29 protein-coding genes and 1 pseudogene are annotated in these 24861 nt (G+C 69.0%); 14 read left to right on the top strand and 16 right to left on the bottom strand.

The window, feature by feature from the left end; all coding sequences use genetic code 11:
- Positions 1-436: 436 nt before the first annotated feature.
- The 6 genes and pseudogenes from AC1MGR_RS11535 to AC1MGR_RS11510 form a co-directional block, all read left to right on the top strand.
- A pseudogene (locus AC1MGR_RS11535) lies at positions 437-712 on the top strand (TonB-dependent receptor); the annotation flags it as partial.
- A gap of 482 nt (positions 713-1194) precedes the next feature.
- Positions 1195-2568, top strand: a complete 1374-nt coding sequence (locus AC1MGR_RS11530) for a PepSY-associated TM helix domain-containing protein (RefSeq protein WP_480234616.1) — start codon at positions 1195-1197, stop codon at positions 2566-2568.
- Between the two features lie 24 nt (positions 2569-2592).
- Positions 2593-2991: a hypothetical protein gene (locus AC1MGR_RS11525; RefSeq protein ID WP_480234615.1), complete on the top strand. Its 399-nt coding sequence runs from the start codon at positions 2593-2595 to the stop codon at positions 2989-2991.
- A 67-nt stretch (positions 2992-3058) separates the two neighbouring features.
- A complete protein-coding gene (locus tag AC1MGR_RS11520) occupies positions 3059-5383 on the top strand; it encodes a TonB-dependent receptor family protein (protein WP_480234614.1) in 2325 nt (774 codons plus the stop codon).
- A 341-nt stretch (positions 5384-5724) separates the two neighbouring features.
- On the top strand, positions 5725-6747 hold the full coding sequence (locus AC1MGR_RS11515; protein WP_480234613.1) for a zinc-binding alcohol dehydrogenase family protein: 1023 nt from the start codon (positions 5725-5727) through the stop codon (positions 6745-6747).
- Between the two features lie 869 nt (positions 6748-7616).
- Positions 7617-9137, top strand: a complete 1521-nt coding sequence (locus AC1MGR_RS11510; RefSeq protein WP_055958871.1) for a tyrosine-type recombinase/integrase — start codon at positions 7617-7619, stop codon at positions 9135-9137.
- Positions 9138-9243: 106 nt separating this feature from the next.
- Here AC1MGR_RS11510 and AC1MGR_RS11505 read toward each other — a convergent pair whose 3' ends face one another.
- The 10 genes from AC1MGR_RS11505 to AC1MGR_RS11460 form a co-directional block, all read right to left on the bottom strand.
- A complete protein-coding gene (locus tag AC1MGR_RS11505) occupies positions 9244-9468 on the bottom strand; it encodes a hypothetical protein (RefSeq protein WP_055958874.1) in 225 nt (74 codons plus the stop codon).
- A 60-nt stretch (positions 9469-9528) separates the two neighbouring features.
- On the bottom strand, positions 9529-10038 hold the full coding sequence (locus AC1MGR_RS11500) for a hypothetical protein (protein WP_480234612.1): 510 nt from the start codon (positions 10036-10038) through the stop codon (positions 9529-9531).
- Positions 10039-10040: 2 nt separating this feature from the next.
- A complete protein-coding gene (locus AC1MGR_RS11495) occupies positions 10041-10217 on the bottom strand; it encodes a hypothetical protein (RefSeq protein WP_156653150.1) in 177 nt (58 codons plus the stop codon).
- A 2-nt stretch (positions 10218-10219) separates the two neighbouring features.
- Complete coding sequence (locus AC1MGR_RS11490) at positions 10220-10480, bottom strand: hypothetical protein (RefSeq protein WP_055958882.1); 261 nt, start codon at positions 10478-10480, stop codon at positions 10220-10222.
- Entirely contained in the window at positions 10477-11598 is a 1122-nt protein-coding gene (locus AC1MGR_RS11485) for a hypothetical protein (protein ID WP_055958885.1), read from the bottom strand. The genes AC1MGR_RS11490 and AC1MGR_RS11485 overlap by 4 nt, the downstream gene beginning before the upstream one ends.
- An 85-nt stretch (positions 11599-11683) precedes the next feature.
- A complete protein-coding gene (locus tag AC1MGR_RS11480; protein ID WP_056149070.1) occupies positions 11684-12187 on the bottom strand; it encodes a hypothetical protein in 504 nt (167 codons plus the stop codon).
- Between the two features lie 25 nt (positions 12188-12212).
- Positions 12213-12701 carry a hypothetical protein gene (locus AC1MGR_RS11475; RefSeq protein ID WP_055958892.1) on the bottom strand — a complete coding sequence of 163 codons (489 nt, stop codon included), beginning with the start codon at positions 12699-12701 and terminating at the stop codon, positions 12213-12215.
- Positions 12701-13237, bottom strand: a complete 537-nt coding sequence (locus tag AC1MGR_RS11470; RefSeq protein WP_055958895.1) for a hypothetical protein — start codon at positions 13235-13237, stop codon at positions 12701-12703. Before AC1MGR_RS11470 ends, AC1MGR_RS11475 begins: the two co-directional genes overlap by 1 nt.
- A 10-nt stretch (positions 13238-13247) precedes the next feature.
- On the bottom strand, positions 13248-13481 hold the full coding sequence (locus tag AC1MGR_RS11465) for a hypothetical protein (protein WP_243214750.1): 234 nt from the start codon (positions 13479-13481) through the stop codon (positions 13248-13250).
- A 91-nt stretch (positions 13482-13572) separates the two neighbouring features.
- Positions 13573-14091 (bottom strand): GcrA family cell cycle regulator, encoded by a 519-nt coding sequence (locus tag AC1MGR_RS11460; RefSeq protein WP_055958898.1) that lies wholly within the window; start codon positions 14089-14091, stop codon positions 13573-13575.
- Between the two features lie 138 nt (positions 14092-14229).
- On the opposite strand from AC1MGR_RS11460, the gene AC1MGR_RS11455 reads away from it, so the two are divergent.
- Both AC1MGR_RS11455 and AC1MGR_RS11450 read left to right on the top strand, forming a co-directional pair.
- A complete protein-coding gene (locus AC1MGR_RS11455; RefSeq protein WP_055958901.1) occupies positions 14230-15099 on the top strand; it encodes a hypothetical protein in 870 nt (289 codons plus the stop codon).
- Positions 15100-15137: 38 nt separating this feature from the next.
- Complete coding sequence (locus tag AC1MGR_RS11450; protein ID WP_055958904.1) at positions 15138-15737, top strand: hypothetical protein; 600 nt, start codon at positions 15138-15140, stop codon at positions 15735-15737.
- Between the two features lie 50 nt (positions 15738-15787).
- Here AC1MGR_RS11450 and AC1MGR_RS11445 read toward each other — a convergent pair whose 3' ends face one another.
- Positions 15788-16129 (bottom strand): hypothetical protein, encoded by a 342-nt coding sequence (locus AC1MGR_RS11445; protein WP_055958907.1) that lies wholly within the window; start codon positions 16127-16129, stop codon positions 15788-15790.
- Positions 16130-16436: 307 nt separating this feature from the next.
- On the opposite strand from AC1MGR_RS11445, the gene AC1MGR_RS11440 reads away from it, so the two are divergent.
- Complete coding sequence (locus tag AC1MGR_RS11440) at positions 16437-16772, top strand: hypothetical protein (protein ID WP_055958910.1); 336 nt, start codon at positions 16437-16439, stop codon at positions 16770-16772.
- A gap of 366 nt (positions 16773-17138) precedes the next feature.
- Here the strand turns inward: AC1MGR_RS11440 and AC1MGR_RS11435 are convergent, their stop codons facing one another.
- Positions 17139-18575, bottom strand: coding sequence for a YncE family protein (locus AC1MGR_RS11435; protein WP_055958914.1), 1437 nt, complete (start codon positions 18573-18575; stop codon positions 17139-17141).
- Complete coding sequence (gene copM, locus AC1MGR_RS11430; protein ID WP_055958917.1) at positions 18572-19027, bottom strand: CopM family metallochaperone; 456 nt, start codon at positions 19025-19027, stop codon at positions 18572-18574. Before copM ends, AC1MGR_RS11435 begins: the two co-directional genes overlap by 4 nt.
- A gap of 182 nt (positions 19028-19209) precedes the next feature.
- Between copM and AC1MGR_RS11425 the strand changes: the two genes are divergently transcribed.
- Genes AC1MGR_RS11425 through AC1MGR_RS11405 form a run of 5 tightly spaced genes read left to right on the top strand, consistent with a single transcriptional unit; the run spans position 19210 to position 22177 of the window.
- The gene (locus tag AC1MGR_RS11425) at positions 19210-19593 is read left to right on the top strand and encodes a COG4315 family predicted lipoprotein (protein ID WP_055958920.1); all 384 of its coding nucleotides are present in this window, start codon (positions 19210-19212) and stop codon (positions 19591-19593) included.
- Between the two features lie 13 nt (positions 19594-19606).
- Positions 19607-20116: an RNA polymerase sigma factor gene (locus AC1MGR_RS11420; RefSeq protein WP_055958922.1), complete on the top strand. Its 510-nt coding sequence runs from the start codon at positions 19607-19609 to the stop codon at positions 20114-20116.
- Positions 20113-20922 carry an anti-sigma factor family protein gene (locus tag AC1MGR_RS11415; protein WP_055958925.1) on the top strand — a complete coding sequence of 270 codons (810 nt, stop codon included), beginning with the start codon at positions 20113-20115 and terminating at the stop codon, positions 20920-20922. The genes AC1MGR_RS11420 and AC1MGR_RS11415 overlap by 4 nt, the downstream gene beginning before the upstream one ends.
- A complete protein-coding gene (locus AC1MGR_RS11410) occupies positions 20919-21809 on the top strand; it encodes a LysR family transcriptional regulator (RefSeq protein ID WP_055958927.1) in 891 nt (296 codons plus the stop codon). The genes AC1MGR_RS11415 and AC1MGR_RS11410 overlap by 4 nt, the downstream gene beginning before the upstream one ends.
- Complete coding sequence (locus tag AC1MGR_RS11405) at positions 21806-22177, top strand: YidH family protein (RefSeq protein ID WP_055958930.1); 372 nt, start codon at positions 21806-21808, stop codon at positions 22175-22177. The genes AC1MGR_RS11410 and AC1MGR_RS11405 overlap by 4 nt, the downstream gene beginning before the upstream one ends.
- A 3-nt stretch (positions 22178-22180) precedes the next feature.
- Here the strand turns inward: AC1MGR_RS11405 and AC1MGR_RS11400 are convergent, their stop codons facing one another.
- The 3 genes from AC1MGR_RS11400 to AC1MGR_RS11390 form a co-directional block, all read right to left on the bottom strand.
- Positions 22181-23266 (bottom strand): molybdopterin-dependent oxidoreductase, encoded by a 1086-nt coding sequence (locus tag AC1MGR_RS11400; RefSeq protein WP_055958933.1) that lies wholly within the window; start codon positions 23264-23266, stop codon positions 22181-22183.
- Between the two features lie 78 nt (positions 23267-23344).
- Positions 23345-24328 (bottom strand): beta-propeller fold lactonase family protein, encoded by a 984-nt coding sequence (locus AC1MGR_RS11395; protein WP_055958936.1) that lies wholly within the window; start codon positions 24326-24328, stop codon positions 23345-23347.
- Positions 24329-24513: 185 nt separating this feature from the next.
- Positions 24514-24852 (bottom strand): c-type cytochrome, encoded by a 339-nt coding sequence (locus AC1MGR_RS11390; protein WP_055958939.1) that lies wholly within the window; start codon positions 24850-24852, stop codon positions 24514-24516.
- Between the last annotated feature and the right edge of the window lie 9 nt (positions 24853-24861).

The raw sequence follows: 24861 nt of genomic DNA, 5'->3' as shown, positions 1-24861 counted from the left end.
ACCTCTAGCTCTGCAATCGCGCAAAGGCGCGATGAAGTTGGTGATCTTGATTGCCGCGTTCAAAGCAAATGCTTGGGCTTTTCTTTAGGGGTCGCTGATGCTGCCAGGCTCATAGCATTCGCCGCCTTGCCGGTGAGAGCAGCTAAGCTAGTCGTCAGGCACCCGTCGCTTGGGCTTATGTCTGCTTGAGCACGGCACGCCACCGGAAGCAGCCGGACTGCTCTCCACCCAAACCGGTCGAAGGTCTTCGTCCACCAATCCGCCGGGACGCGGACCTTCCCGGCGTCCGCGATGGATTGATAGCAACCTAAACGATGTGTCGGGTATCCAGTGGTTTACCCGACGGTTCGGAGCGTCGAGTTGAGACCCTACTCAGACCCTGGAGCTTGCACCGTCGAACGACCGAAGTTGATACAAAATAGATGATACGCTGAAGGTGCGCTTCTGGTACTTCGGACCTCGTCCGCTGATCGAGGACAATTCTGTGCGCTCGAAGCCTACCGCGCTCCTCGACGGCTGCATCGGCTACAACTTCGACAACGGGACCAGCCTCTCCCTCGACGTACTGAACCTCACGAACGCCAAGGCCGACCAGATCACCTACTTCTACACCTCGCGCCTGCCGGGTGAGGCGGCGGACGGCGTCGCCGACCGGCACTTTCATCCGGTCGAGCCGACGGCCGTCCGGCTCACCCTAGCAGGACGCTTTTAGGTCACATGCCGGCTGATAGCGGTCGCATTGCTCCTACGCCGTTGACGAAGGATGGAACTGCGCCTTACGCCCATGCCATGCGCGCTTGGCGGCCAGATTGGGGCGTCTGTCGTGCGGTCATCGCCGTGGCCGTACTCTACGCCCTATGCCTGCAGGCGCTATTGATATCGATGGCGCCCGCCTCCCAAGTCAGCTTCCATCAGGTCATCTGTGCCGAGCATGTCGGAACCGACGCTCCGGCGGACGAGGGCCTGCCATGTCGGCATACGTGCTGCACCCTGGTGCATGGCATTGTAGCGCCCGCTCCGGTTCTCACCTTCGTCGCCATGCGCTGGTCGCCCGGCGATGCGGTGCCCCTCGCCTGGCGGGCGGGAGAACCGAGAGCAGCACGAGCGCCACCCGACCAGTCCGTCAGTCCAAGAGGTCCGCCCACCTCCTGATCGATCCGTCTCGCCAGATCGTTCAGACCCGGACCCGAACCTATGTCTCAAACCCTTCAAGGTGACGCGGCGGCCTTCGTCATGGCTGCGGCCCGCCCAGCTCAGGATGCCATTTACCGCGCCGTCTGGCGTTGGCATTTCTACGCCGGCCTGCTCTGCCTGCCCTTCCTCGTCCTGCTTTCCGCCACCGGCTCGCTCTACCTGTTCAAAGACGAGGTCAACGCGACCCTGTTCTCGTACCGGACCACGGTTGCCGCCCAGGACAGCCCGCCCCTGGGTGCGGACGTCCTGCTGTTCAACGCCTCCGAGGCCGTCCCGGCCGGCGTGCCGGTCTCCTTGACCGACCCGGCCGATCCATCCGCGGCGGCCGTCGTGACGATGGCCGAGGGGCCCCGCAAGATCCTGGTCTATTTGAACCCGTACGACGGCTCGGTGCTCGACCGGGTCGCCCGTGACGACGAGTTCATGATGGTGGTGCGGCGGCTCCACAGCCTTGCCTACTTCGGACCCGTGGCCAACGGCGTCATCGAGGTCGTCGCCGGGTTCACCGTCATCCTGGTTCTCACGGGCATCTATCTGTGGTGGCCGCGCCAACGAGGAGGCGGGGTCGTCGGCATCCGCGGTACGCCGCGCCGACGCGTCTGGTGGCGCGACCTGCATGCCGTCACCGGTCTCGCCGCTGGCGCCGGCATCTTCTTCCTCGCCCTGACCGGTTTGCCCTGGTCGGTCTGGTGGGGACAGCATCTGCGTACCTGGTCCAACGCGGCCGGCGTCGGACAGCCCAGCGCGCTCTGGGCCGACAAGCCCGTCTCGACCGTGCCGATGCGGGAGATGCTGACCACCACCGGATGGGCCATGGAGGACGCCCCAGTGCCCCTCTCGCAGCCGGCCGCCACCCCTGCCATCGGGCTCGCGCGTGCCGTCGAGATCCTGCGCAGCCGCGGTATGCCACGCGGTTTCGAGGTCTCCCTGCCGTCGGGCGAGACCGGCGTCTACGCCGCGGCTGCCTACCCGAAGGACGTGACGCGGCAGCGGATGATCTCCCTTGACCAGTACACCGGCCAGCCGCTGGTCGACGTTCGCTTCGGAGATCTCGGCGGCGTTGCCCGTGCCATCCAGTACGGAATCGGCATCCACAAGGGTGAGCACTGGGGGAGGGCCAACCAACTTGCGATGCTGGCCTTCTGCCTGGCGACCATCCTGCTTGCAGTCACCGCCGCGACAATGTGGTGGAAGCGCCGCCCGGCCGGCCGTCTCGGCATCCCGCCATGGCCGCGCGACCGGCGGATCGCGGCCGGCGTGACGGTGATCGTCCTCGTTCTCGGGGCCCTGTTCCCCCTGACCGGACTGGTCATTCTCGCCATGCTCGTGCTCGACCTGGGCGGGCAGGCGCTACGAACGCGGGCAAGGACCTGACCTGACCGAACGGGCAGCGTTCCCGTGCACACCGTCCTTCCCCTGCCGCTCGGCCTCCGCGGATGCTTCGGCGTCGTCCTGGTCGCGCTTGCGCTCTGGACGCAGGCGCTCGCGCCAGTGGCGGCCCTGCGCATGGTCGCGGCAATGTCCGACCCGCTGCGCAATCCCGTCATCTGCGGCCACGCGGTCGATGGAACCGGGGAGGCGCGGGAGACGGCGGACGTGCCCGCCCCGGCTCTGCCCCGATGCGACCTGTGTCAGCTGTGCTGCGCCGGGATCACGCCTCCGACGGTGGCACCGGGCTCGCCTTCCATCGGGATCCTGCTCTGGCATCCGGTGTCCTGGCCGATCCCACCCCCGACGCCATCGACTTCGCCGGCCTGCCACCCGGGGCAGCCCCGCGCTCCGCCCGACTTCGCCTGATCTCCTTCGACTTCTCCGACCGCTGCAGCCCTGCGCGGTTCCTTCATCGATCAGACGAGCTCCCACCATGTTCAGCCTTCCAAGCGCCCGCCGGCACGCGTACACGCTGGCCCTACTCCTCGGCGCAAGCCCCCACGCAATCTCCGTGGCGCAGGCGCAGGCCAACGGCCAGGCGGTGACCCTGGAAGAACTCTCCGTCGAAGGCCAGGGCGGTGGCCTCGGACAGGGGCGTGGTCGGACCGCGCTGTCGACCTCTGCCGTCGCCGCTCCGACACCCCTCGATCGCCCCGTCGGCGAGGTGGTCACCAGCCTCGGGCGAGAAGGCATCATCGAGAACCGGCCGGCCACCAGCATCGGATCGGTTCTCGCCAACAGTCCCGGCGTCACCGTGCGCCAGGGCAATGGCGGGCGCGACGTGGTGATCTCGATCCGGGGCAACAACGCCCGCTCCACCGGCGTGATCAAGAATACGGTCGTGCTGGAGGACGGCTTCATCCTGACTCAGCCGGACGGCGCCTCCCGCTTCGATCTCGTCGATCCCCGCGCCTACAGCCGCATCGACGTGTTCCGGGGCCCGCAATCGGCGCTGTTCGGCAACTACGCCACTGGCGGGGCGCTCGCCTTCCACACCCGCACGGGCCGCGAAATCGACGGCTTCGAGATCGGCACCGATGCGGGCAGCTTCGGCTACCTCAGCAATTACTTCGCGGTCGGCGGCGTCAGCGGCCCCGTCGAGATCAGCCTGTTCGCGAGCGATGTCCGTGCCAACGGCTACCAGGACCATAGCTCCTACGACACGCAGACGATCAACCTGCTGGCGACCTACACACCGACGCCGGACAACCGCTTCACTCTCAAGGTGATCAACAACACGCTGAGTGCGAATCTGCCGGCTCGCGCGTCCCTCGACCAGTACCAGATCAATCCCTACCAACGCGGATGCGGGACGGCGACGACGGCGGCGCCGGGGTGTACCCTGACGAACCTGTTCGCGAATGGAGCATTCGGCCGGACGGTAGGCGTGACTGCCGATGAGGCGGGGTTCGGACGCGACGACCGGCGCACCATCGTGGCCCTGCGCTGGGAGCACGACCTCGACGCGCAGACGACCTGGCGCACCCAGCTCGGCTTCGACGAGCGCAACTTCAACCAGCCGTTTTATACGACCTCCTCGCGCGGCTCCTATCCATCCTGGAACTTCCTGACCGACCTGACCCGGCGCTACGACCTGTTCGGGCTGCCGGCGGTCGGCTACGTGGCGCTGGCCTACAACACCATCGACAACCACATCACGACGTTCAATCGCGCGCCCGGCGGTGGCCCGCTGCTCGGCGCGCTCATCGGGAACCAGGAAGCCGTCCAATCCAACCTCGGCGGGCGCGCCCGTACCGAGGTGGCGCTCTCCGACCAATGGACCGGCGTCCTCGGCATCAGCGCGGAGAATACCGCAATCACGGGGCGCAATGTCGCCTACGCCTATTCGGCCGCGGGCGTGACCACGACCGTCGCCGATGCCAACCGCAGCTTCCTGAACGTCGCGCCGGAGCTGGCCCTGGTCTATCGGCCGACCCCGGACTGGGCGATTCGGGGCCGGGTCGCGACCGGCTACACGACCCCGGCGGCGAGCAATCTCTTCATCACCAGCGCGGGCATCCCCGGCAACAACACCCAACTTCGCACGCAGGAAAACCTCGGCTTCGATCTCGGCGTCGACTGGACCCCTGTCGAGACCCTGCGCCTCAGCGTGACCGGCTTCTACGAGTTCTTCCGCAACGAGCTCGTGTCGCAGTCGCCCGGTGCCGGCCTGATGAGCTACACCTTCAACGCGCCGGCCTCCGAACACCGAGGTATTGAAGTCGCGGCCGATTGGGCCTTCGCACCCGGGTGGCGCGCGGTGGTCGCCTACACCTTCGACGACCAGATCTACACGCGCTACGTCGAGCAGCTGAGCGCCGGGTCTCTCAGCCGTCGGTTCGACCGCTCCGGCAAGACGATCCCCGGTGTCCCGGCCAACCAGTTGCTGGCCCGTGTCGGCTACGACGTCCCGGCCGGACCGCTCGCTGGCCTCGGAGCCTTCGTCGAGACCGTGTTCCAGGATGACTTCTTCATCGACAACGCCAACCAGCTCAAGGCGCCGGGCTACGCCATCGTCAACGCCAACATCCATTACGCCACGGAGCTGACGGGCGGCTATGCCAAGCGCTTCACGGCCTATGCCGAGATGCGCAACGTCTTCGACACGGTCTACGTCGCCTCGGCGCAGAACCTCGCGAATTCAATCAGCGCGACCACGGGCCTGCAGAACGGTGCGAACGTCCTGGCGGGGACCACGGGTTCGGTGTTCGCCGGCGCGCCGCGCACCATCATCGCGGGAATGAAGCTGGCGTTCTGACCGCCGGGACGTTCTCTGATCCGCTCTCAGGCAGAAATCCTGTCCGAACGGGCATGCCCTCGCGGACAGGACATTGTGCCTAACACTGCATTGAAGAACGATCGGACGGCTTCCGCTATCGACCCAACCCGGTCGTCCAAACTGCCTTCAGCACAACCGGTAACTCGCTGAATTGTCGATCTCGACATTCGTTCAGGTCGACAGTCCGCCCCTGCCTCATGGTCTTAGCAGCACGGGCGTGACCTGCGCGTCACGCCGCTGCGCCAAGGGAAGCGGCACGCTATGAGATGGTCTAGAACGACGGCGCGGGGCCGCCGGTTGCGAAATCCCGGGAGACACCCATGCGTGCCGTTACCTACACCGAAGGCGCCCGGATCGATGCGCCGGACGCTCTCCTCGACACCACCTTCCCCGATCCCGTACCGGCCGGGCGCGACCTGCTCGTCCGCGTGCAGGCCGTTTCGGTGAACCCGATCGACACCAAGGTGCGCCAGGGCGCCTACAAGCAGGGCTGCGAACCGAAGGTTCTTGGCTGGGATGCGGCAGGAACCGTGGTCTCGGTCGGACCGGAGGCGCGCCTGTTCAAGCCCGGCGACGCGGTGTTCTACGCAGGTGCGCTCGACCGGCCGGGCAGCAACGCCGCGTTCCAGTGCGTGGACGAGCGTCTCGTCGGTACCAAGCCGGCCACCCTCGACTTCGCCGCGGCCGCGGCGCTGCCGCTCACCGCGCTGACCGCTTGGGAGATGCTGTTCGACCGGCTCGACGTCGCCAGGCCCGTGCCGGGTGCCGCCCCCGCGATCCTGATCGTCGGCGCCGCCGGCGGCGTCGGCTCGATCGCGATCCAGCTTGCCCGGCAGCTCACGGATCTTACCGTGATCGCCACGGCCTCGCGCCCCGAGACGGCGCAGTGGTGCCGGGATCTCGGCGCCCACCACGTGATCGACCATGCGAAGCCTCTTGCGCCCGAGGTGGCGGCGCTCGGTCTTCCCGGGGCGCCCGGGTTCGTGTTCGCAACGACGCAAACTGGTGCGCATCTCCCGCAGATCATCGAACTCCTCGCGCCGCAGGGACGCCTCGGCCCAATCGACGATCCCGAGACCCTGGACGTGATGCCGCTCAAGCCCAAGAGCCTGTCGCTGCACTGGGAGCTGATGTTCACCCGCTCGCTGTTCCAGACCGCCGACATGGAACGGCAGCACGCGATCCTGACCGAGATCGCCCGCCTGATCGATGCGGGACGGCTGCGCACGACGTTGACCGAGACCTTCGGTCCGATCGACGCCGCCAACCTGGCACGCGCCCACGCGCTTATCGAGAGCGGGAAGGCGAAGGGCAAGGTAGTCCTCGTCGGGTTCAGCGACTAAGCCGACAGGTGAAGCGTCCAGGTTTAGAGCTGGGACGCTTCCCACATCAGCCCGAGATGCCTCCACGTCGCGGCCGGGACTAACGCTCTTTCGACATCGGCTCTGATGCCGCAACCACTCGAAAGCGGACCTGCGAAAATCCACCCGGCCCGGTCGTCGGCATTGCTCTAAGCAGCCTAAAAGCGGACCTATCGGGGTCAGCCGCCAACCTCTCAACGGTCAAGCCAAATTGGGTTTTACCCTGGTCGGGAGTCGTGACGCTGGCTCCCCAAGGTTCGTCAATGGCCTGTGGCTCCGTCGCGCTTGCGGGGCGTCAGGCTTCCCTAAGATAGGCTCTGACGGAGCGTAGCGCCGACAGGCGTCCACCCTCCTTTGGGGTTCAGGATGCCCGAGAAAATTGCGCTCAGCGCGGACCAGTTTGCTGGGCCAGGGTCACTTGCCTGGCATGAAGGTGGTGATTCGCAGGAAGGTATGATTGAGCGGTCGACGAGCTGCGTTGGCTTCCGGAAGGAATGGATTTTGACTGGAATGAGAGAACAAAAAACGTAACTGGGCCGCAAGGGTTTGGCGACCCAATTGCGACCCATTGAAATTTTAAGCAGTTTTCGACGAAGTTTTGTATGCTAAGTCATTGAATTTGTTGGTAGCGAGGGAGGGATTTGAACCCCCGACACAAGGATTATGATTCCTCGTAACGGAGCATTTTCGGGTCCATTCGGGCGGATCGGCACGGGCATGAAACCGGTGGAGCCCAGGCTTTTAGCATGTCCGATCAAGGCTTTGGCAACGGGTTGGCGATAGGGATGGCGGAGAACCCGGGCGGCGATCCGCCCGAAAACCTCCGCCCGAGATCCGCCCGAGTACGCCGCATGCCCGTGAAGCTCACCGAAGCCCTCGTCAAGCAAGGCGTCGCCGACGCCGTCCCCAAGGGGAAGGCGTACGACCTCATCGACGCCGGCTGCCCCGGGCTCCTCATGCGCGTCGGGCCGAGGGGCGTCCGCTTCGCCTTCAAGTTCGAGACCGGCCACAAGACCCACAGGTTGACGCTCGGCTCGACGGATCTGCTGCGGCTCGTGGAGGCGCGCGCGATCGCCACGGAGGCGCGGCGCCGTCTTGTCGACGGGCTCGGGCTCCCGGACGAGAAGTGGCTCGGGGACAAGCTGCGGCAGATGCGCAAGCTCCCTCCCAAGCCGGAGAAGGGCCCAAGGGACCCGGCCCTGGTCGAGGCGTTCCTGGATTCCTGGGGCCCGCACAAGTGGACGTGGGAGGAGGCCCGCACGGCATTCCTCACCGAAGTCGCGCGCACCCGGCGGGCGGCCACGCACACGGACTATCGCAAGCTGCTCCACTCGCCCGAGCTCGCGGTGTTCGCCGACCGGAAGGTGAAGCGCATCACGATCGAGGACCTCGCCACGATCGTGCATGCGATCCATGCCTCGGGCCGGGAGCGCCACGCCGAGCACCTCGCATCCGTCCTGCGGCCGATGTGGAGCTACCTCGCCCGGCACGAACACCGCAAGGTCAGCGGCGTCGAGGCCGGGATCCCGGGCCTGCGCGCGCCCGAGCGGACGCCGGGCGACAAGCCCCGCGCGAACGGCAAGGTGCCGGGCGGATACACGGCCAAGCCCGCCGAGATCGGGCGCGTCCTCGCGATCGCCCGGGCCGGCGTCCTGGAGCCGACCGTCGCCACGTCCTTGCAGCTCCTCGTCCTGACGGGCCAGCGTCGCCGTCCCATCGTCGAGTCCCTCGTCGAGGACTTCGTCCCGTGGGCCGAGGTGCCGGGCTGGGGCGTCTGGTCGATGGGGCCGGCGCACAGGAAGACCGCGGCCAAGAGGGGCGACAAGCACAGGCATGCCCTGCCCTTGCCGCCTGCCCTGTGGGACCTCGTCCAGCAGCAGATGGCGCGGGCGCGGGATGCCGGCAGCGAGTACCTGTTCCCCCAGATCCGGGCCGCGCGGAAGGATGCCGCCTCCGACGGGCACCTATCCGACGCCGCGATCAATCACAGGCTGCTCGACATGGGGGTCGTTGCCTCCCCGCACGACCTTCGCCGCGGCATGACGACGGTCTGCCAGTCCGTGTTCCGGATCCCGAGGGACACGGTCAAAATGGTCGTCGACCACAACGAGGGCATCCGCAGCGACGACGTGTTGGAGCGCCACTACACCGAGGACGATCGCCTGGACCTCAAGCAAACCCTGATGGCTCGCTGGCACGCGTGGTCGGACGAGCAGGCCGCGATCGCGGCGGCCGCCCTTCCCTCGGCCGTCGAGCTCGGTGCCGAGCTGGCGCGCCGGCGCAGGGAGCGCGAACTCGCCGGCAAGGGGAAGCGCGCGAAGGCGACGGCCGACGTCGAGGAGGACGCCAAACCGGTCGACCTCGCCGCGTAAGGATCTTCCCGATCGGGCATCCCGATTTGAAACACCGAAATAGTCACGCCATTTTAATGGGTTACGAGATGACCCAAATCGGGATACCCGATCGGGAAGATCGCCCTCAGCCGTCCGGCTCGTCGACGCGGGCCCAGCACCTCGCCGCCTCGTCCCAGTGGAAGGGGCGAGCGTCGCCGCCGGTGGTTTTCCAGTGGTACCCATGGGCGCCCGGTTCGCCGGAGATCTCCAGGCGTCCGATCCCGCCGTCCCAGAGGACGATCTCGACAAGCCTCCGCTTAGACCTGTTCACGCGGCCGACGCTGAGGACCTCCGTGACGTAGGTCGGCACACCTTTGGGCAGGATGGCCTGGATCGCGGCCTCGACATACGCGACGTCTGCGGGGGACGGCTACGCCTTAGCCGGCGGCGGGGTCACCGCCTCGTCGAATCGGACCCACGCGCCGTCAGCGTAGTGGAACGCGCGCTGGTCGCCCTCGGCCTCCCACTCGCGCACGATGGGCTCGGGCCCGCAGACGACGTTGAGGATGATGGTGCCACCGTCGAACAGGCGCACGCGCGAGACGAGGTCCTCGCCATCCCGGCGGGCCGAAAGGATCTCATCGGCGAACGTCGGCACGTCGGCCGGGATGCTCGCGGCGATCGCGGCCTCGACGATCGCGATGTCCCGGGGGCGCCGGCGCCCGACACCGGCGTCGTCGATGAGGGCCGTCAGGAGAGCGCTCGGCAGCGGGGGCGAGGCGGGCGGCGCTTCCGGATCTCCGTCCATATCGAAGAGGGGCAGCTGGATGGGGCCCGGCAGGACGGGTTTCGGGGGGGCCGGGCGCGGCCAGGGCCCCAGGGGGACGTGGAATTCCTGCGCGCGCCAGGCGTCGAGGAAGGCGGCGTGGGCGGGTTCCATTGTCACTCTCCTCCCCTGCAGGCGCAGTTGATGCAGACGGTCGGCATCTCCGGATGGCGCGTCAGCACGATGGCTTCGTGGTCGTCGCAGACCTCGACGCACCATGCGCAGACGAAGCCGTACTCCTGCTCGTAGTCGTCCCTCTCGCGGGGCTCGAACCAGTCCCAATCGCGCGCCATGGTCATTCCCCCTTCAGACGGTTGGCCAGAGCCCTGGCGGTTTCGCTCTGCTCGTCCAGGATCTGGATGAGGGCGTCCCCGACCCACACGGGGATCTCGCGTTCGCCGGTCGCCCACCGGGCGGGCAGTCGGGGATCGAGCGAAGGGCGGGCCCCTTCCGGATGGAGGGGACCGAGCAGGGCGGCGAGCGGCCGGCGCCACTCGGGCCCGAGGAGGAATGTCCCCACCTCGGCGAGGGTCTCGGGCGTGATGCGGCGGGTCACGCGGGTTCTCCGATGAAGGCGCGGAAGTCGGCCATGGCGGCGGCGCGTCCGGCCTCACGGCCGGCCGAGAAGGCGTCGGCGTAGATCCGGAGCGCGGTCTCGATACCCCGCCGCTCAGTCCCGAGGGGGACGTGGAAGAGCATCTCGTCGCCCTGCAGGACCGCGATCCCTTCGAGGCACGGCCTCAGGCCGTAGCCCATCTGGAGATGGCCGATGGCATCGATCTCCAGCAGGACGTCGTAGTGGCGCAACGCCTGCAGGTGCATGAAGCGCGCCCGCCACTGCGAGGCGAGCGATGCCTTCGACGGCGACGCCGTGTACGCAACATTGGCCGAGTTGAGGTGCGCCGATGCGGCGTGGACCGTGACGAGCGCCTGAGCGAGATCTCCGGGCGCGTCCTCGCGCAGAAGCCCGTCGAGGAGGCGCGATACACTGTCACCCTGAGCGACGGTGGCGGCGTCGAAGCTCGACTGAGTGGGAGCGGCCCGGGTTGGACTGCGCCTGTCGCGGGCTTGCTGCTGCTGGCATGGCTGGGTGGTCATAGCCGGCGCGGCGGCGAGGCACTCGGCCACCGCATCAATCGTGCGGCGCGCCGTCACCGGGCTGCGGTTGGGGGTGATGAACGGACGGGCTCCGGGGCTGCTCCAGCTGTAGTGATCGTTGGCCAGCACGTACCGGGTGCGGACGACATCGCCATCGGTCGTGACGCGGTACTCGTCGCGACCATGGTCCGGGAACTCCGGGCAGGGGCCGACGCTGACGGCGACGATGCCGTGCGTGGTGACGGTCCGCACGAGCCTCATGGCGACGCGGGGGGCGGCGCAGGCCTGCTGGATCTGGGTCGGCTGGGAAACCACGGCAGCGGTCTGCTCAGCGGGCTCATCCGCCTCATCGCAGGAGCAGGCATCCATGACGTAGCTGGCGAGGCGCCGGCGCACCGTGGCGAAGTCGGCCTGGTAGATGGCGAACCCGCCCTCGGAGACCTCCCACCGCGCGCCGATGCGGGCGATGCCCATGGCGTTGCTGCCGAGCACAGCATCGACCGCGCGCATGAGGAGGGTGACGTTCGGGGCGCGCTTGATGCGCGAGACGGCGGAGAGGATTTCGGATTTCGTCATGGCGTGGTTTCCCATCGTGCGAGGAGAGGTCAGTGCCTGCTCCAGGTCCCCATTATGGGGACTTGGTTAACCATCTGTCAAGACATCACAGCAGCCTCAGGGCATCGGCGTCCTCGGCGGGTATCGGCCGCGCTCGCCGGCGTGGAGACCAGTGCGTGCCGACCAGGAGGTTGGCGAGATACCCAAATGCGCGGGCCTCGTTCGCGCCACGGACAGCGATGACGCGATCGGCCGTCACGATGACGGAGCGGTCCCCGTGCTCCAAAGGAATGTGCTCCGGCACGGCCGACACCAGGCGGCCGTACATCGTGTGCGACCGCAACATGAGGACGATTGCGCAGGGTTCGGGCCCGCCATCTTGCCGGAGTACGATCTCGAACGGCGGGTTCACGCTGGGCCGCCGGACGAGCCACCCCTCTCGGAACGCCCCGACCACCTCGGCGCGCCCGTCCCGAGTGAGGGGCGCGGTCTGCCAGAGTAAGCTCTCCTGCAGGGTCAGTACGTCCGTGAACCGGCGGCTCTCGACGGTGAGGCCGGGGTCCGCCGTGAGCTGAGTTTCCGGGTGTATCGGGAGAAGGAGGGGCCTCATCGGGCGTTCGCGGTAGGGCATCGGATCACTCCTGCGACGGGGTGGCTGCGAGGTCAGGGGGCATGGGTTCGGCAGGCCTCGTGACGTTAGGCACGCGCCACACCGGGGCCGCGCTCGGGACGGCCGCGTGGTACGCCGCCAGCTGCGCGGCGGCCCGGGCCTTGCGGCTGCCCGGGCCGGTAGGCCGCGGCGCCCGGTCCATAGGAGCGAACACCGGCAGGGGCGCCGGCGGAGGTGCGGGCGTCATCCGCCGCAGGATCTCCAGCGCGGCCGCGCCCGCCGACTGGACGCCGCCGTGCGCACGGCAGAACTCGCGGATGGTCTCGGCGGGCATCCCCCGGTGGAGGACCGTCGCCTCGCCGGCGCGGCCGTAGCCGATGCCGTAGGCAGCGAGGCCCTGCGGTAGGGCGGGGTCACCGACGCGCGTTGCGACGATGGGCGCGCCGTCGCCCTCGTAGACGGCGAAGGCGGTGCCGTCCCGCAGCGTCACGATCTCGGAATCGAGGTAGGGCATCAAAATCCGCCCCTCTGGAGCAGCCTGAGCCGGAGCTTCTCGCGGCGCTTCTCCAGGGCATAACGCCTGGACTGCTCGGCCGGTGGGAGGCCACGCACCCGGATAGCCCGGAGAGGCTGGTCTTCGATGACGAAGATCGGATCGCGCGAGAGGAGCCGCCACTGCGGCTCGCCGTCATCGCCGACGACCTGCTCTACCTGCCTGACCTTCATGGCGTGGTGAACCAGGCAGCCGGCGTGCCGCCACCCCTGCGCAGTCTGGTGCGGGGCCTCATGGCCCACCGGCACGAACCTATGCCCGGCCCACACGCGCAGGACGATCCATTCCCGCCCGAGGGTGTCTCCACCGAAGCAGGCTGCGACCTTCGTGCAGACGTGCCCGAGCCACGTTTGATGAGAGGTGCCGTCGCTATCGCTCGTGCCCTGCTCCAGGCCGAGATCGAATGCCTCTGGGTGCAGGATCGGGCGATCGGGACTCAGGACGTCGGGAATGTCAGGCGGCCCAGAGAGGGCGAAGAATGCACGGACGTCGACCATGGGCTGTCTCCTAGAAGGGGATTTCGTCGGGGCCGTACGTCACGGCGGCGCAGTGCGGGTCCTCGCCCCGGGGCATCGCGGCCCGGCAGGCATCGGGCATCGCCTCGCAGTGGCGGGCGTAGAAGAAGTCGCGGTGGTCCTCGTCGAGGCCGACGTGAACGAGGTACCGCTCGCCCGGCTGCACGCCGCGGCCGATGGGGCAGCGCTCGCAGGGGCCCGGCCTGCGGGCGGTGTGCCGCCTCATGACGCCCCGGTCCGCGAACGTCGGCGCGGGATCCGGCCCCCGTCCTCGCCGAGGGCGTGCTGATAGTCCTGCGCGAGGCTCGACCAGCTCGTCATGCCGCCCTCCTCATCGGGATGTACGGCACGCCGCGCGACCGGGCGGCGACGGTGCCGATGCAGCGGTGCCCCGGGCAGTAGGGCGAGCCGAGATCGGTGGGGTGCCCGCAAGCCGGCGCGTCCCGGCGCGGGTCCCCGGCGATCCAGCGGCACATGCCGTCCCTGACATCGAGGATCGCGACCCGCCGGCTCTCCGGCAGGGCGACGTCGGAGGCCTTCGGGCGGGGGGTGAAACGCGGGGCCGGCGGGGGCGGCGGCGCGGCCTTAACCACGACGGCCTTCGGGGCCTTCCGCGGGCCCTCGTGGGGATTACGTGCAAGGCGGGTCCTGCCGGTGCCGGGGCCCAGGAAGCTGCAGCCCTCGCGGCGCATCCTGCCGATGAACGAGGAAGCGGAACGGTGGACGCCGTCGGCGGCGAGGGCGGCCGAGATGACGCCGGCCGACGCGCCGGCGAGCCAAGCGGCTTTGACGCGCTCGACGAGGTCGGGCGACCAGTTGTGGGGATGGAGGGGCATGGGGGGCGGGGCACCGGGGAGGCTCCTTGTGAACGCAGATCAATATGCATTAGCTGCACCTTTATGTCAATATCGCTATTGAAAATGACTATGCTGCGTATTAGTCTGCGTTAGCTATTTTATCCTGTGGACACGCCCATGCCCTGGTTGACTGCTCCCCCGTTGGATTTCGAAGACCTGCCCTGGCGCCTGGTCGGCGAGCGCCAGCGCTACGGGAACGCCCGCCTACTCCACGTCCTCGACGCCATCCCGCAGACGTTCCAGGACGCCTATCGCGGGGCGCGCGCCGAGATGATCGGCGCCGGCTACAGCTGGACGGACAAGGCGAACGCCCGCTCGCCGGACGGCACGCTCCTGCCGTGCTGGTGGACGAGCGAGGCCGAGGTCGACGTGCCCGCGCTCAGGGCCGCCGTCGACGCGGCGTTGGCCAAGGCGGGCGCCCGGCGCGGGGCGGCCGACCGGCGGGCCGAACAGCGGGCCGAGGCCGACGAGGTTCTGACGGCACCGATTCGCCAGCGTTTGCAGGACCTCGTGGCGAAGCGGCTGTGGTCTCTGGGGAAGGAGCTGGCATCCGCGCGTGAGCTGATGACGGCGACGTCCTGGACAGCGTACGGCGGGCGGATTGCCGAGCGGTGGCTGGAGGCCGCTGAGGCCAACAGGGTGCGTGCAGAGGCGCGCCTCGCCCGCCCGGCCATGCCGCACTGGCTCGCCCGCGCCCAGGACCCGGCCGTCCGGGCCGCCGTCCACGAGGGCCTGAAGTACCTGGCCGAGCTCGACGAGGACTGGGCGTCCGAGGAGAACGGGCGCGGCTATTCGCAGGCGACCTCCTGGACCGGGCACGCCTTGGCCGAGCGCGACGGCCTCAGCGAGCTGGAGGCCGCGCACGGCCTCCAGCTGCTGCACGGGCATCGGCGGCAGCTGCCGCCCTACCTCGCCTACCGCGCCCTCGGCATCGCGTCGGCGACGAGCCGGGAGGCCCCGGCTGGTGGGTTGCTGCCCGCGGCGTGAAGCTCCCCCCGTCACCCTCAGATCGAAGGACCTGCCCCGTGCGCATCCTCTACGCCCTGCTCGCCGCCCTCGCCGCCGCCCTGTCGGCCCCCTTCCGGATGTTGGGTTTCGGGGGCCCGCCCAACCCGGCGGCGGTGATGGCCGCGGCGGCGCTCGCCGATCGGGATGGGGACGACGAGGCCCCGATCGACGACGGCCAGTACGTCCTCGGCCTGCTCATCCGCGAGCACGCCCGGCGCCGGGTCGTCGGCACGAAGCCCAGCGACGAGGCGATCCCCGCCCTGCCGCCGCTCATCGCCGCGTGGCTCGACAGGCTGACGCGCGAGCAACTTTTCGCGGCGTGGCGCGCGCCGGCGCGGATCCTGGAGCAGCATGTCCTTGGCGGTCCCGAAGGCCGCATGCGGTGCGAGCTCGGCCTCGTCACGCCCGCGGCGATCGTTGCGCTCCCGATCCAGACGGCGGCGGGCAAGGACGGCGCGGCCGGCAAGGGCGGATCGTCCTCGGGCGGCAACAGGAACAAGCCGGCGGCTGAGGCGGCGGCGCCCGCGCAGGAGATGGACCTCGTCGACAAGCTGGCCTTGGCAGGCCTCACGATGGAGGAGTGCTACGCGAGCGCCCCGGCTGGCCCCCGCCGCTGACGCCTCGGACCCTGCCGACGACCGAGCCCGCCGGATCGCCCCGGCGGGCTTTACTGTGCCCGGATGCGGCCGTCGCGGACGGCCTCGACGAGGCGAGCGAGGTTCGCCTCGGCCCGGTCGGCACGGGCGCGCTCGCCGTCGACGGCGCGCTCCAGGGTGGCGACCTCGGCGCGCGCGGCGGCGGTCTCGGCCTGCGCGGCAGCGAGTAGCCGGCGGACGCGGTGGAGCTCCCGGGCGACGGCCTCGACGGCGCCGAGGTCGGCGAGGTCGCGCTGGCGCTGGAACTCGCGCAGGCCGTCGAAGGCCCCCGCCACGGCGGAGTGCCCGAGGGCGAGGCCCTGCGCGACGCGGAAGGAGCTGTCGACGGTGAAGGAACGGGTCTCGTGGGACATCGGCTTCTCTCCGGGCGGGGCGATCTCACGACTCAATTCGCGCCTGGCCGGGACTCCCCGTCAACCCGAAGTCGAAGGGATCCACACGGCATGGTGAACGATCCGTTTCCGGGGGTGCTGCAGCACGCGTCCTGAGTGATTGCGGATTTCGCTCTTGATGAATCGCCGATGTGGAAAACTGAAACGCCCAAAAATATGCTGAGGAAATGCTGCGCTCAGCACGAGGTGCGCACGAGGGCGTGCCGAGAGGGTGTCGAGGGCGTGACATGTCATGGTGCCTTGCACCTCGTCACGGCATCATCCGCCCATGAGCACTCCCCGCCCCTCATTCTCGGCCGCCCGTGCACGCGAGGCCAACCGCGCCGCCAAGGCTGCCTCCCGCGCCCGGGCAGCGGAGGCGGGCGCGCCGGATCCGGCGACGCTCGACCGCGCGATCGCCGACGGGCTGGCGGTCGTCATTGCAGGCGCTCCCAAGGGGTACCGCCTCGCGAGCCCGATCGACGCGGGTGCGGTCATCCTAGCGGCGGCGGCCGCGCTCAAGGCACGCACAAAGCGGGGCCTAGCAGCCGGGAAGAACCCCGTCATCTACCGCCGGGAGGCCGTCTCAGCGGCCCTGGCGGCCCGTCTCGGGCTGGATCCCTGAAGCCTGAAAGTTCGCAATTTCCGCGTTACACTGGATAGGAGTAACGGGGGGAGGAGATGAGCTGGTCGAAAGCACTCGACTGACGCGTCGCCTCTTCGCGGCACCTTCCTCTACGCTGGAGAAGCTGCCGGTCGGGGCGTGTCCCGATCTAGTGGTCCGAACCTGACGCTTGGTACCCACCTGCGAAGTCGCAACTGGTGGGAAGCGGACCCTGACCCTTCGCCCTGAAGCGGACGTTCCGCCTCCGACCCAACTAGGTCATAGGAGCAATCTAACGGCGGCCTCGAAAGCAGACGTTGCAGCCGGACGCGCGCTGCGAACGCATGCTCTCGGATTCCCGCTTCCCGCGCTCGTGAGGCCGCCCGTTCAATCCACAGTCTGCATCTGGACGACGCCGCCGAGTTCACCGGGCTTGCCCGAGACCACCACGAGGTAGCGCCGGCTCGCGCCGGCATCCGTGCGGGTGATCTGGCGGATCGGGCCGATGGCGTTGACGATGGCCGCGCCGGCCGGGTTGGTCATGAAGGCGGCGAGCGGCTCCAGGCCGGCGGCCCCCTTCGGATCGGCGGCGAGCGCCAGGACGAACGGCGTCTTCGGCGCCAGTCCCGTGACCGCGGCCTGCAGGGTCTGCAGCACGCCCTGGTCGAACAGGGTCACCTGCGTCGCCGGCTTGCCATCGGTGCCTGCGAGCGTCAGCGCGCTGGTCTTGCCGGCTGCGCCCAGCGGCTGGAGGTTCTGCTTTCCGTCCCCCTCCGGCACGGCGTTCGGGACGTAGGCCACGCCCTGCGGCCCCTGGCCGATCGGAACCTCGGCGATCACGGTGTTCGATGCGGTGTCGATCACCGCCGCCTTGTCGGCGTTCTCTAGGCCGACATAGACGCGGCTGCCGTCGCCCGAGGGCCAGAGCCCGTGCGGCAGGGCGCCGGTCGGGATGGTGGCGACCTGGGTGAAGTCGTCGGTGCGGAACACCTTGACCTGGTTCAGGCCGCCGATCGTCACGTAGGCGAACTGGCCGGCCTTGGTCGAGACGATGTTGACGTGGTTGGTGATCGGCCCGGTCTCGATGGTCTTCAGCGGCGCGAAGGGCGGCGTCGCAGAGAACACCTGGGTCCGGCCGACATCCTTGAGGGTCAACCACACCTGCTTGCCGTCCGGTGTCGCGGCGATGTCGGGGCAGAACGGGCTCTCCTGCTTCACGCGCCCGACGATGGTGTGGGTCTTCGTGTCGATCACCACCGTCTCGGGGCTGAAGCTGGAGCAGACATAGCCGTAGGCGCCGTCCGGCGAGAAGATCGTCATGCCGGGCCCGTTCGGCACGGTGATCCGGCGCGTCTCCTTGGCGGTCGCGGCATCGAGTACGGCGATGTAGTCCTCGCCGCGCACGCTCACCCAGGCCTCCCGGCCGTCCGGCGTGAAGAAGGCCTCGTGCGGCGCGCGGCCGACATAGGCCGTGTGGCGGACCGTGTTGGTCGCCGTGTCGATGAAGCTCACGGAGTTCGAACCGATCGAGACCGCGAGCAGCGTCCTGTGGTCGGGCGAGAAGCCCATGCCGTGGACGAGGAGCTGGCCGCGATAGAGCGGGCTCAGGTTCATCGGCGTCGGGTCGCCGAGCCGGATCACGCCGAGCAGGACGTTGGCGGCGGGATCGACCACCGAGACCGTGTTGGAGAACTGGTCCGAGGTGTAGAACCGGTCCCTGCCGCTGACCGGCACGTCCGGTGCGGAGGCTGCGCCCGGGGCCTGCCCGGCGAGAGCCGAGCCGGAGAGCAGCGCGAGCGCGAGGAGGGTGAGGGCGGTCTTCATCGGCAGATCTCCGAAGGCATCTCGGCGGCAGGGGCCGTGCCATGGTGGTGAAGGTGGGCGGCTGCGGCGGACGAATCCGGCGCGGGAGGGAGATCGGCGAGCGCCCGGCGCATCACCGCGATCTCCTGGCCCTGTTCGACGATGATCCCCTGCGCGAGGCGGCGCAGGACCGGATCCTTGCCGTAGAGCAGCTCCGCCTGGGCCATCGCGATCGCGCCCTCGTGGTGCGGGATCATCATCGCGGCGAAGTCGCGGTCCGGATCGCCCGAGGGCGGGACCATCATGTCGGCATGCATCCGCGTCATCGACTGCGCCATCACCGCGTCGAAGGACGCGGAGACGACGGCCGGCGGCTCGGCAGCGGCCAGCGTCGGGGGCATCATCATCCGGCCGCCGACGAGGCCGCCGGCCATCACGGCGGCCGTGAGCGCAAATCCCAATGCTCCGCGCATGAGCCGTCCTCCCTGTTCGTTGTCGAGGGGAGAGATGCCGGGGAAACGGTTTTATTCCCTGGCCGGGGACGAATTCGCGGCCCTGCCGATGTGATCGATCTTTTCCAAATGTCAGTGGAATAGACGCGCCCGTTCGGCATCTCTCCCAATGCGGTCATGGTCGACCGCCGGAGACCTCACTCATGCGCACCATGCTGATCCGCGCCGCCTTTGCGGCCTTCGCCTTCTCCGCCGTCGCCGCCCAGGCCGCTGCGCCTGCGATGACGGCCGAGACTGCCAAGGGGCCGGCGCTCGTCGATGCCAAGAGCATGACCCTCTACACCTTCGACAAGGACATGGGCGGCAAGTCGATGTGCAACGGCCCCTGCGCCGCCAACTGGCCCGCCCTGATGGCGGCGCCCGGCTCGGCTGCTAGTGGCGACTGGACGATGGTGACGCGGGACGACGGCACGATGCAGTGGGCCTATAAGGGCAAGCCGCTCTACACCTTCGCCAAGGATACGAAGCCCGGCGACATCACCGGCGACGGATTCCTCAACGGTGCATGGCACATCGCCAAGCCCTGATCGGTAAAGCCTCGTGGACGAGATCGCTGCCCTCATCGAACCGCAGATCCCAGCGTTGCGGCGCTACGCCGTCGCGCTGTTACGGGACCGCGAAGCGGCGGACGACCTCGTCCAGGACACTTTGGAGCGGGCGTTGTCCGGCTGGTCCGGACGCCGCCGCGACGGCGACCTGCGGGCCTGGCTGTTCACGATCGAGCGCAACCTGTTCCTCGGCACTGTTCGACGCCGGGGCCGGCGCGGCGTCGATCTCGGCGCGGAGGCTTTGGAGCAGGTGCCTGATCCGGGTGCCGACCCCGAGACCGCTATGGGAGCCCGTGACGTGCTCACCGGGCTCGATGCGCTGCCCGAGGAGCAGCGCTCGGTGCTGCTGCTCGTCGCGGTTGAGGATCTGTCTTATGCGGAAGCGGCCCAGGTGCTCGGAGTACCGCTCGGCACGGTGATGTCGCGGTTAAGCCGAGCCCGGGAGCGGATGCGAAGTTTTCTGGAAACGGGCCGAACCGGCTTGTTGAGGAGGGTAAAATGAGCGGGGATCCGCGCCCGGTCGGCGAGGACGACCTGCACGGCCTGATCGACGGTCGTCTGGAACCGGAGCGGCAGGCGCTGGTCGAGGCATGGCTCAGGGGAAATCCCGCGCGGGCGGCCGAGGTCTCGGCGGATCGCGCCTTGCGCGAGCGCTTGCGTGCCCGCCTCGCGCCGATCGCCGAGGAGGCGATCCCGGCGCGGCTCAGGGTCGCCAATATCCGCTCGCGACATCGCCCGATAACCGGGCGCTGGCTTCCGGTCGCGGCTGCGGCCGTGCTCTGCCTCGCGGTCGGCGGTGCCGCCGGCTGGTTCGGCCATGCCGTGCGGCAGGTACCCACGGTCACGCTCGCGCGAACCGAGCCGGCGACCGACGACGCAGTGGCGGCCTTCCGCACCTACGTGGTCGAGGCGGTGCATCCGGTGGAGGTGCGCGCCGACGAGAAGCCGCACCTCGTGACGTGGCTCTCGAAGCGCCTCGGCCGGGCGGTGACCACCCCCGACCTCACGGCCTACGGCTTCCGCCTGATGGGCGGCCGGCTGCTGCCGGCGGGTTCCGAATCCGCCGCGATGCTGATGTACGATGACGATCACGGCACCCGGCTGACGCTCTACAGCCGCGTGGGCGATGCGGATGGCCGCACGGTGTTCCGCTTCGCCCGCGAGGGCGATGTCGCTGCCTTCTCCTGGGTCGATGGCGGCATGTCCTACGTCGTGACGGGTCGCACCGACGAGGCGCGGCTGTTGACCGTCGCGCAGGCGGTTGACGCGCAGGTCCGTGGATTGCCGGTTCCGCCGCGGCAACCATGACCCTCGACCAACTCCGCATCTTCGTGGCCGTGGCGGAGCGGCAGCACGTGACCCGGGCTGCAGAGGCGCTGAACCTCGTCCAGTCGGCAGTCAGCACGGCGATCGCCAACATCGAGGGGCGGCACGCCACCAAGCTGTTTCACCGGGTCGGCCGCGGGATCGAGCTGACCGAGGCGGGACGCGTGTTCCTCGTCGAGGCCCGCGCCGTACTCGCCCGGGCCGAGGCCGCCGAACTGGTGCTCGCCGACCTCAGTGGCATGCGACGCGGGACGCTGGCCCTCTATGCCAGCCAGACCATCGCCAGCGACTGGCTGCCGCGCCACCTCGTCGCCTTCCGCCGGGCCTACCCTGAGATCGCCATCCGGTTGGCGGTGGGCAACACCACCGACGCCGCCGACGCGGTGCGCGCGGGGCAGGCCGAACTCGGCTTTGTCGAGGGGGCGCTGGACGACCCGACGCTCGCGAGCACGACCATCGCGCAGGACCAACTGGTCCTCGTGGTCGCCCCTGGCCATGCCTTCGCCGAGGCGACCCACCTCGAACCCGAAAACCTCGCCGGGGTCGATTGGGTGCTGCGCGAGGCGGGATCGGGAACCCGCTCGGCCTTCGAGGCGGCCCTGGGTGCGGCCGGCCTCGCAGCCGCCCAGCTTCGGGTCACGCTCGAACTGCCCTCTAACGAGGCGGTCCGCGCCGCCGTCGAGGCCGGGGGCGGGGCCGCCGTCCTGTCCGAGACCGTGGTCGCCGCCGCGCTTCGGGCCGGGACCCTGGTCCGGGCGGCGTTCGACTTACCGAGCCGGCCGTTCCGGGTGCTGCGCCACAAGGAGCGCTACCGCAGCCGGGCCGCCGACGCGCTTCTCGACCTGATCGCGACAGCGAATGCCGGATGAGCGAGCTCGCGAAACCCGTGCCCCCCGACGATCCCCGGGTGAGACTCGCCGAGGATCGGACGGTTCTAGCGGCCGAACGCACCTTCGTGGCGTGGCTTCGCACCGGGCTCGCGTTCCTAGGCGTCGGCCTCGCCGCGCAGCGCTTCCTGCGGGAGGTGCTCGCGGTCTGGCCGCTGAAGGTATTGTCGCTGACGCTGATCGGCTGCGCGCTCGCCTCATTCGCCGGCGCCGTGTGGCGGGACCGGGCGATCCGGGCACGGCTCGCCCATTCCGAGATCCCGATGATGCCGCGCCTCCTCACCGTCGGGATTGCGGCCCTGCTCATCGCGATCTCCGGCCTCGCGGCCACCGCCCTGCTCTGGGCGTGAGGGTCAGGCCACCGTCACTCGCACCCGGTGCCAGGCGGCGCTGAGGTAACCCTTGTAGTTCCAGGTGTCGTCGGGGGCGGCCGGCTGGGTCTGGCCGGCGGAATCCCAGGCCCGCACCGCGAGCTCGTGCTCGCCCGCGGTCAGTTCGCGCTCGATCTCCCAGAACGTCCAGGCGTAGGGCGCGTCGGCATCGCGCTTGATCCGGGCTTGCGCCCAGCTGCGGCCGCCATCCGTCGAGACGTCGACGCGGGCGACCGCGCGGTCGCTGGCGATGGCGTAGCCGCGGATCGCGTGCCGGCCGGCCTTCAACGCAGCGCCGCGGGCGGGCTCGCAGATCGCGCTGTTCAACGGCATCGCCTCGATGGTGATGCCGTGGGCCGGGTCGGCGGTCTCGGCCGTCACGTCGGGCGGAAACAGCTTGTAGTCGTCGGCCTGCATCGGGTTGTCGGAGGGCCGGTCCTGCACCGTGATCCGGGCGAGCCATTTCGGGCTGCGGATGCCGGCAAAGCCCGGCACCACCACGCGTAACGGATGGCCGTGCTCGGGGGCGAGAGGCTCGCCGTTCATCGCGAAGGCAAGCAGCGTCTCGGGCGCCAGCGCCTTGGCGAGCGGGATCGAGGCGCCGAAGCGCGTGTCCGTGTCCGCGATCCGGTCGTGGCTCTCGAAGGCGACGTGGCGCTCATCATCCGCTTTGATGCCGGCCGCGCGCAGCACGTCGGCGAGCCGCACGCCGGTCCATTCCGCATTACCGATGGCGCCGGGCGCCCACGGGTCGCCGGAGACCGGGGCCACCGCCAGCATGTCGGCCCGGCGGTTGCCGGCGCATTGCATCACCGCCGTCACGGTGACGGGCGCGAAGCGTTCTTTGAGATCGGCGAGGGAGAGGTCGAGGGGCGTCGCGACCATCCCGTCGACGGTCAGGCGGTAGCCGTCGGCGTCGAGGTCCGGGATGTCGCCGTGGCTGCGGACGTAGAAGTCGGCTTGATCAGTCAGGAAGGCGGCCCGCAGGCGATCGAGCGGCGGCTCGGCGTTGTAGGGCGTCTTTCCGTGGACGATGAGGCGGTCCTTGCGCTGGAACAGGCCGAGCATGGGGTCTTTGTCCTGCGTTCGCGACGTGTCGAGATCGAGAACGCGCCGGGCGCCGAAAGGCACCCGGCGCGCGACGCTTCACGGCTTCATCGTCGAAACCACCGCGTTCTTCGCGCGGTCGACCACGGCCACGCTGAGGTCGCGGTTGAGGACGTACGCGTGGGCGTTGTCACTGGAGAATGCGATCGCCTGGCGCGGCTCGTTCAGCCCGGTCACCGTGGCGACGACCTTGAGCGTGTCGGTGTCGATCACCGAGAGCGAGTTGTCCTTGAGGTTGCCCGAATAGACGAAGCGCCCGTCCGGGGTCAGCGCGGCACCGTAGGGGTCCTTGCCCACCGCGACTTCTGACGTGACCTTGCGGGCGGCGACATCGACCACACTGACGGTGTTGCGGCCGCTGTTGGCGGCAAACAGCGTCTTGCCGTCCTTGGTGATCGAGATGGCGCGCAGCTTGTCGAACCCGGCGATCTCGCTGGTGATCTTGTTGGTGGCGGTGTCGACCAACGTGATCTTGTCGCCGAGGAAGTTCGTCACGAACACGGTCTTGCCGTCCGGCGACAGCTTCACGCCTTGGCGCGGCTGCGCAAAGCCGGGGATCACGGCGACTGCGAGCATGGTCTTGGTGTCGAACACGGTCAGCGTGCTCGCGGCCTCGTTGTTGACGTAGAGCTTTGTCCCGTCGGCCGAGAGCACCGTGCCGAACGCACCGGGGCCCGCGGCAAGAACGCCGGCTTCTTTGCCGGTGCCGGTCTCGTAGACCGTGATCCGGCCCGTGCCGCTGTCGGAGACGTAGAAGCGGGCGCCGTCCGGCGCGAACACGATGTTGCGCGGCGTGACGAAGCCGTCGAGGCGGCGGAGCACCGTGCCCTTGGCGACGTCGTAGACGATGACGGCGCTCTCCTCGCTGTTCGACACCGCGGCGACCGTGCCGGCGGCGTTCAGGGCGAGCGCGTTGTTCTTGATTGCGCCGTCGAAGCCGGCGGCGAATCCAGGTTGGTTCTGGGTGAGGAGCAAGGCAGCTCCGGCGAGGAGGGCGCGGAGGCTGGTACGGACGTGGGTCATGAAGCGTGTCTCTCGGGCATGCGCCCTCGTTCGACGGCCTGGGGCCGGCCGTGCGGGCGAGTTCGAAATCGGATTGCGTCGTGCGGGACCGGTCAGGCCGTGCATCGCCTTAGGGAGATGCCAGCGAGGGCGGTCTATTCCCCGAGGCCGGCGAAAAAAGCACGGCGGCCTCGGGATTCGAGGGTTCAGGGCGTGGGCTTCAACGCCGTGAGGTAATCGACGATGGTCTGCACATCGGCCTGATCGACCGGCGCTTTGTAGACGTGGACCATCTTGTTCACGGTCTCGGTCCACTGCGCCTTCGTGAGCTTGGGCTGGGTCAGCACCATCCCGGCCGAGTGGCAGGCGAGGCAATTGTTATTGACCGCCTCGGCTCCCGGCCCGTCCGGAAAGATCCGGTCGGACGTCGGAAATTCGATCGATTGCGAACTGAAGCGCATCGGCTCGGGAGCAGGCGCCGCGAGCGCCACCAGGGGAGACAGGATGAGCGCGGCGATGAGGGCCGCAGGGCGAATTGTGTTCATGGCTGTTCT

The sequence above is a fragment of the Methylobacterium sp. BI1 genome (genome assembly GCF_056680125.1).
The sequence above is the reverse complement of the archived record's forward strand: the minus strand, read 5'-3'. Positions and strand labels throughout refer to the sequence as shown.

Bases quoted from the DNA above. Each gene is read 5' to 3' on its own strand.
- AC1MGR_RS11530 (WP_480234616.1), top strand. From the start codon at position 1,195: ATGTCTCAAACCCTTCAAGGTGACGCGGCGGCCTTCGTCATGGCTGCG.
- AC1MGR_RS11520 (WP_480234614.1), top strand. From the start codon at position 3,059: ATGTTCAGCCTTCCAAGCGCCCGCCGGCACGCGTACACGCTGGCCCTA.
- AC1MGR_RS11515 (WP_480234613.1), top strand. From the start codon at position 5,725: ATGCGTGCCGTTACCTACACCGAAGGCGCCCGGATCGATGCGCCGGAC.
- AC1MGR_RS11510 (WP_055958871.1), top strand. From the start codon at position 7,617: ATGCCCGTGAAGCTCACCGAAGCCCTCGTCAAGCAAGGCGTCGCCGAC.
- AC1MGR_RS11500 (WP_480234612.1), bottom strand. From the start codon at position 10,038: ATGGAACCCGCCCACGCCGCCTTCCTCGACGCCTGGCGCGCGCAGGAA.
- AC1MGR_RS11495 (WP_156653150.1), bottom strand. From the start codon at position 10,217: ATGGCGCGCGATTGGGACTGGTTCGAGCCCCGCGAGAGGGACGACTAC.
- AC1MGR_RS11485 (WP_055958885.1), bottom strand. From the start codon at position 11,598: ATGACGAAATCCGAAATCCTCTCCGCCGTCTCGCGCATCAAGCGCGCC.
- AC1MGR_RS11480 (WP_056149070.1), bottom strand. From the start codon at position 12,187: ATGAGGCCCCTCCTTCTCCCGATACACCCGGAAACTCAGCTCACGGCG.
- AC1MGR_RS11475 (WP_055958892.1), bottom strand. From the start codon at position 12,701: ATGCCCTACCTCGATTCCGAGATCGTGACGCTGCGGGACGGCACCGCC.
- AC1MGR_RS11470 (WP_055958895.1), bottom strand. From the start codon at position 13,237: ATGGTCGACGTCCGTGCATTCTTCGCCCTCTCTGGGCCGCCTGACATT.
- AC1MGR_RS11465 (WP_243214750.1), bottom strand. From the start codon at position 13,481: ATGAGGCGGCACACCGCCCGCAGGCCGGGCCCCTGCGAGCGCTGCCCC.
- AC1MGR_RS11460 (WP_055958898.1), bottom strand. From the start codon at position 14,091: ATGCCCCTCCATCCCCACAACTGGTCGCCCGACCTCGTCGAGCGCGTC.
- AC1MGR_RS11455 (WP_055958901.1), top strand. From the start codon at position 14,230: ATGCCCTGGTTGACTGCTCCCCCGTTGGATTTCGAAGACCTGCCCTGG.
- AC1MGR_RS11445 (WP_055958907.1), bottom strand. From the start codon at position 16,129: ATGTCCCACGAGACCCGTTCCTTCACCGTCGACAGCTCCTTCCGCGTC.
- AC1MGR_RS11440 (WP_055958910.1), top strand. From the start codon at position 16,437: ATGAGCACTCCCCGCCCCTCATTCTCGGCCGCCCGTGCACGCGAGGCC.
- AC1MGR_RS11435 (WP_055958914.1), bottom strand. From the start codon at position 18,575: ATGAAGACCGCCCTCACCCTCCTCGCGCTCGCGCTGCTCTCCGGCTCG.
- copM (WP_055958917.1), bottom strand. From the start codon at position 19,027: ATGCGCGGAGCATTGGGATTTGCGCTCACGGCCGCCGTGATGGCCGGC.
- AC1MGR_RS11425 (WP_055958920.1), top strand. From the start codon at position 19,210: ATGCGCACCATGCTGATCCGCGCCGCCTTTGCGGCCTTCGCCTTCTCC.
- AC1MGR_RS11415 (WP_055958925.1), top strand. From the start codon at position 20,113: ATGAGCGGGGATCCGCGCCCGGTCGGCGAGGACGACCTGCACGGCCTG.
- AC1MGR_RS11410 (WP_055958927.1), top strand. From the start codon at position 20,919: ATGACCCTCGACCAACTCCGCATCTTCGTGGCCGTGGCGGAGCGGCAG.
- AC1MGR_RS11405 (WP_055958930.1), top strand. From the start codon at position 21,806: ATGAGCGAGCTCGCGAAACCCGTGCCCCCCGACGATCCCCGGGTGAGA.
- AC1MGR_RS11400 (WP_055958933.1), bottom strand. From the start codon at position 23,266: ATGCTCGGCCTGTTCCAGCGCAAGGACCGCCTCATCGTCCACGGAAAG.
- AC1MGR_RS11395 (WP_055958936.1), bottom strand. From the start codon at position 24,328: ATGACCCACGTCCGTACCAGCCTCCGCGCCCTCCTCGCCGGAGCTGCC.
- AC1MGR_RS11390 (WP_055958939.1), bottom strand. From the start codon at position 24,852: ATGAACACAATTCGCCCTGCGGCCCTCATCGCCGCGCTCATCCTGTCT.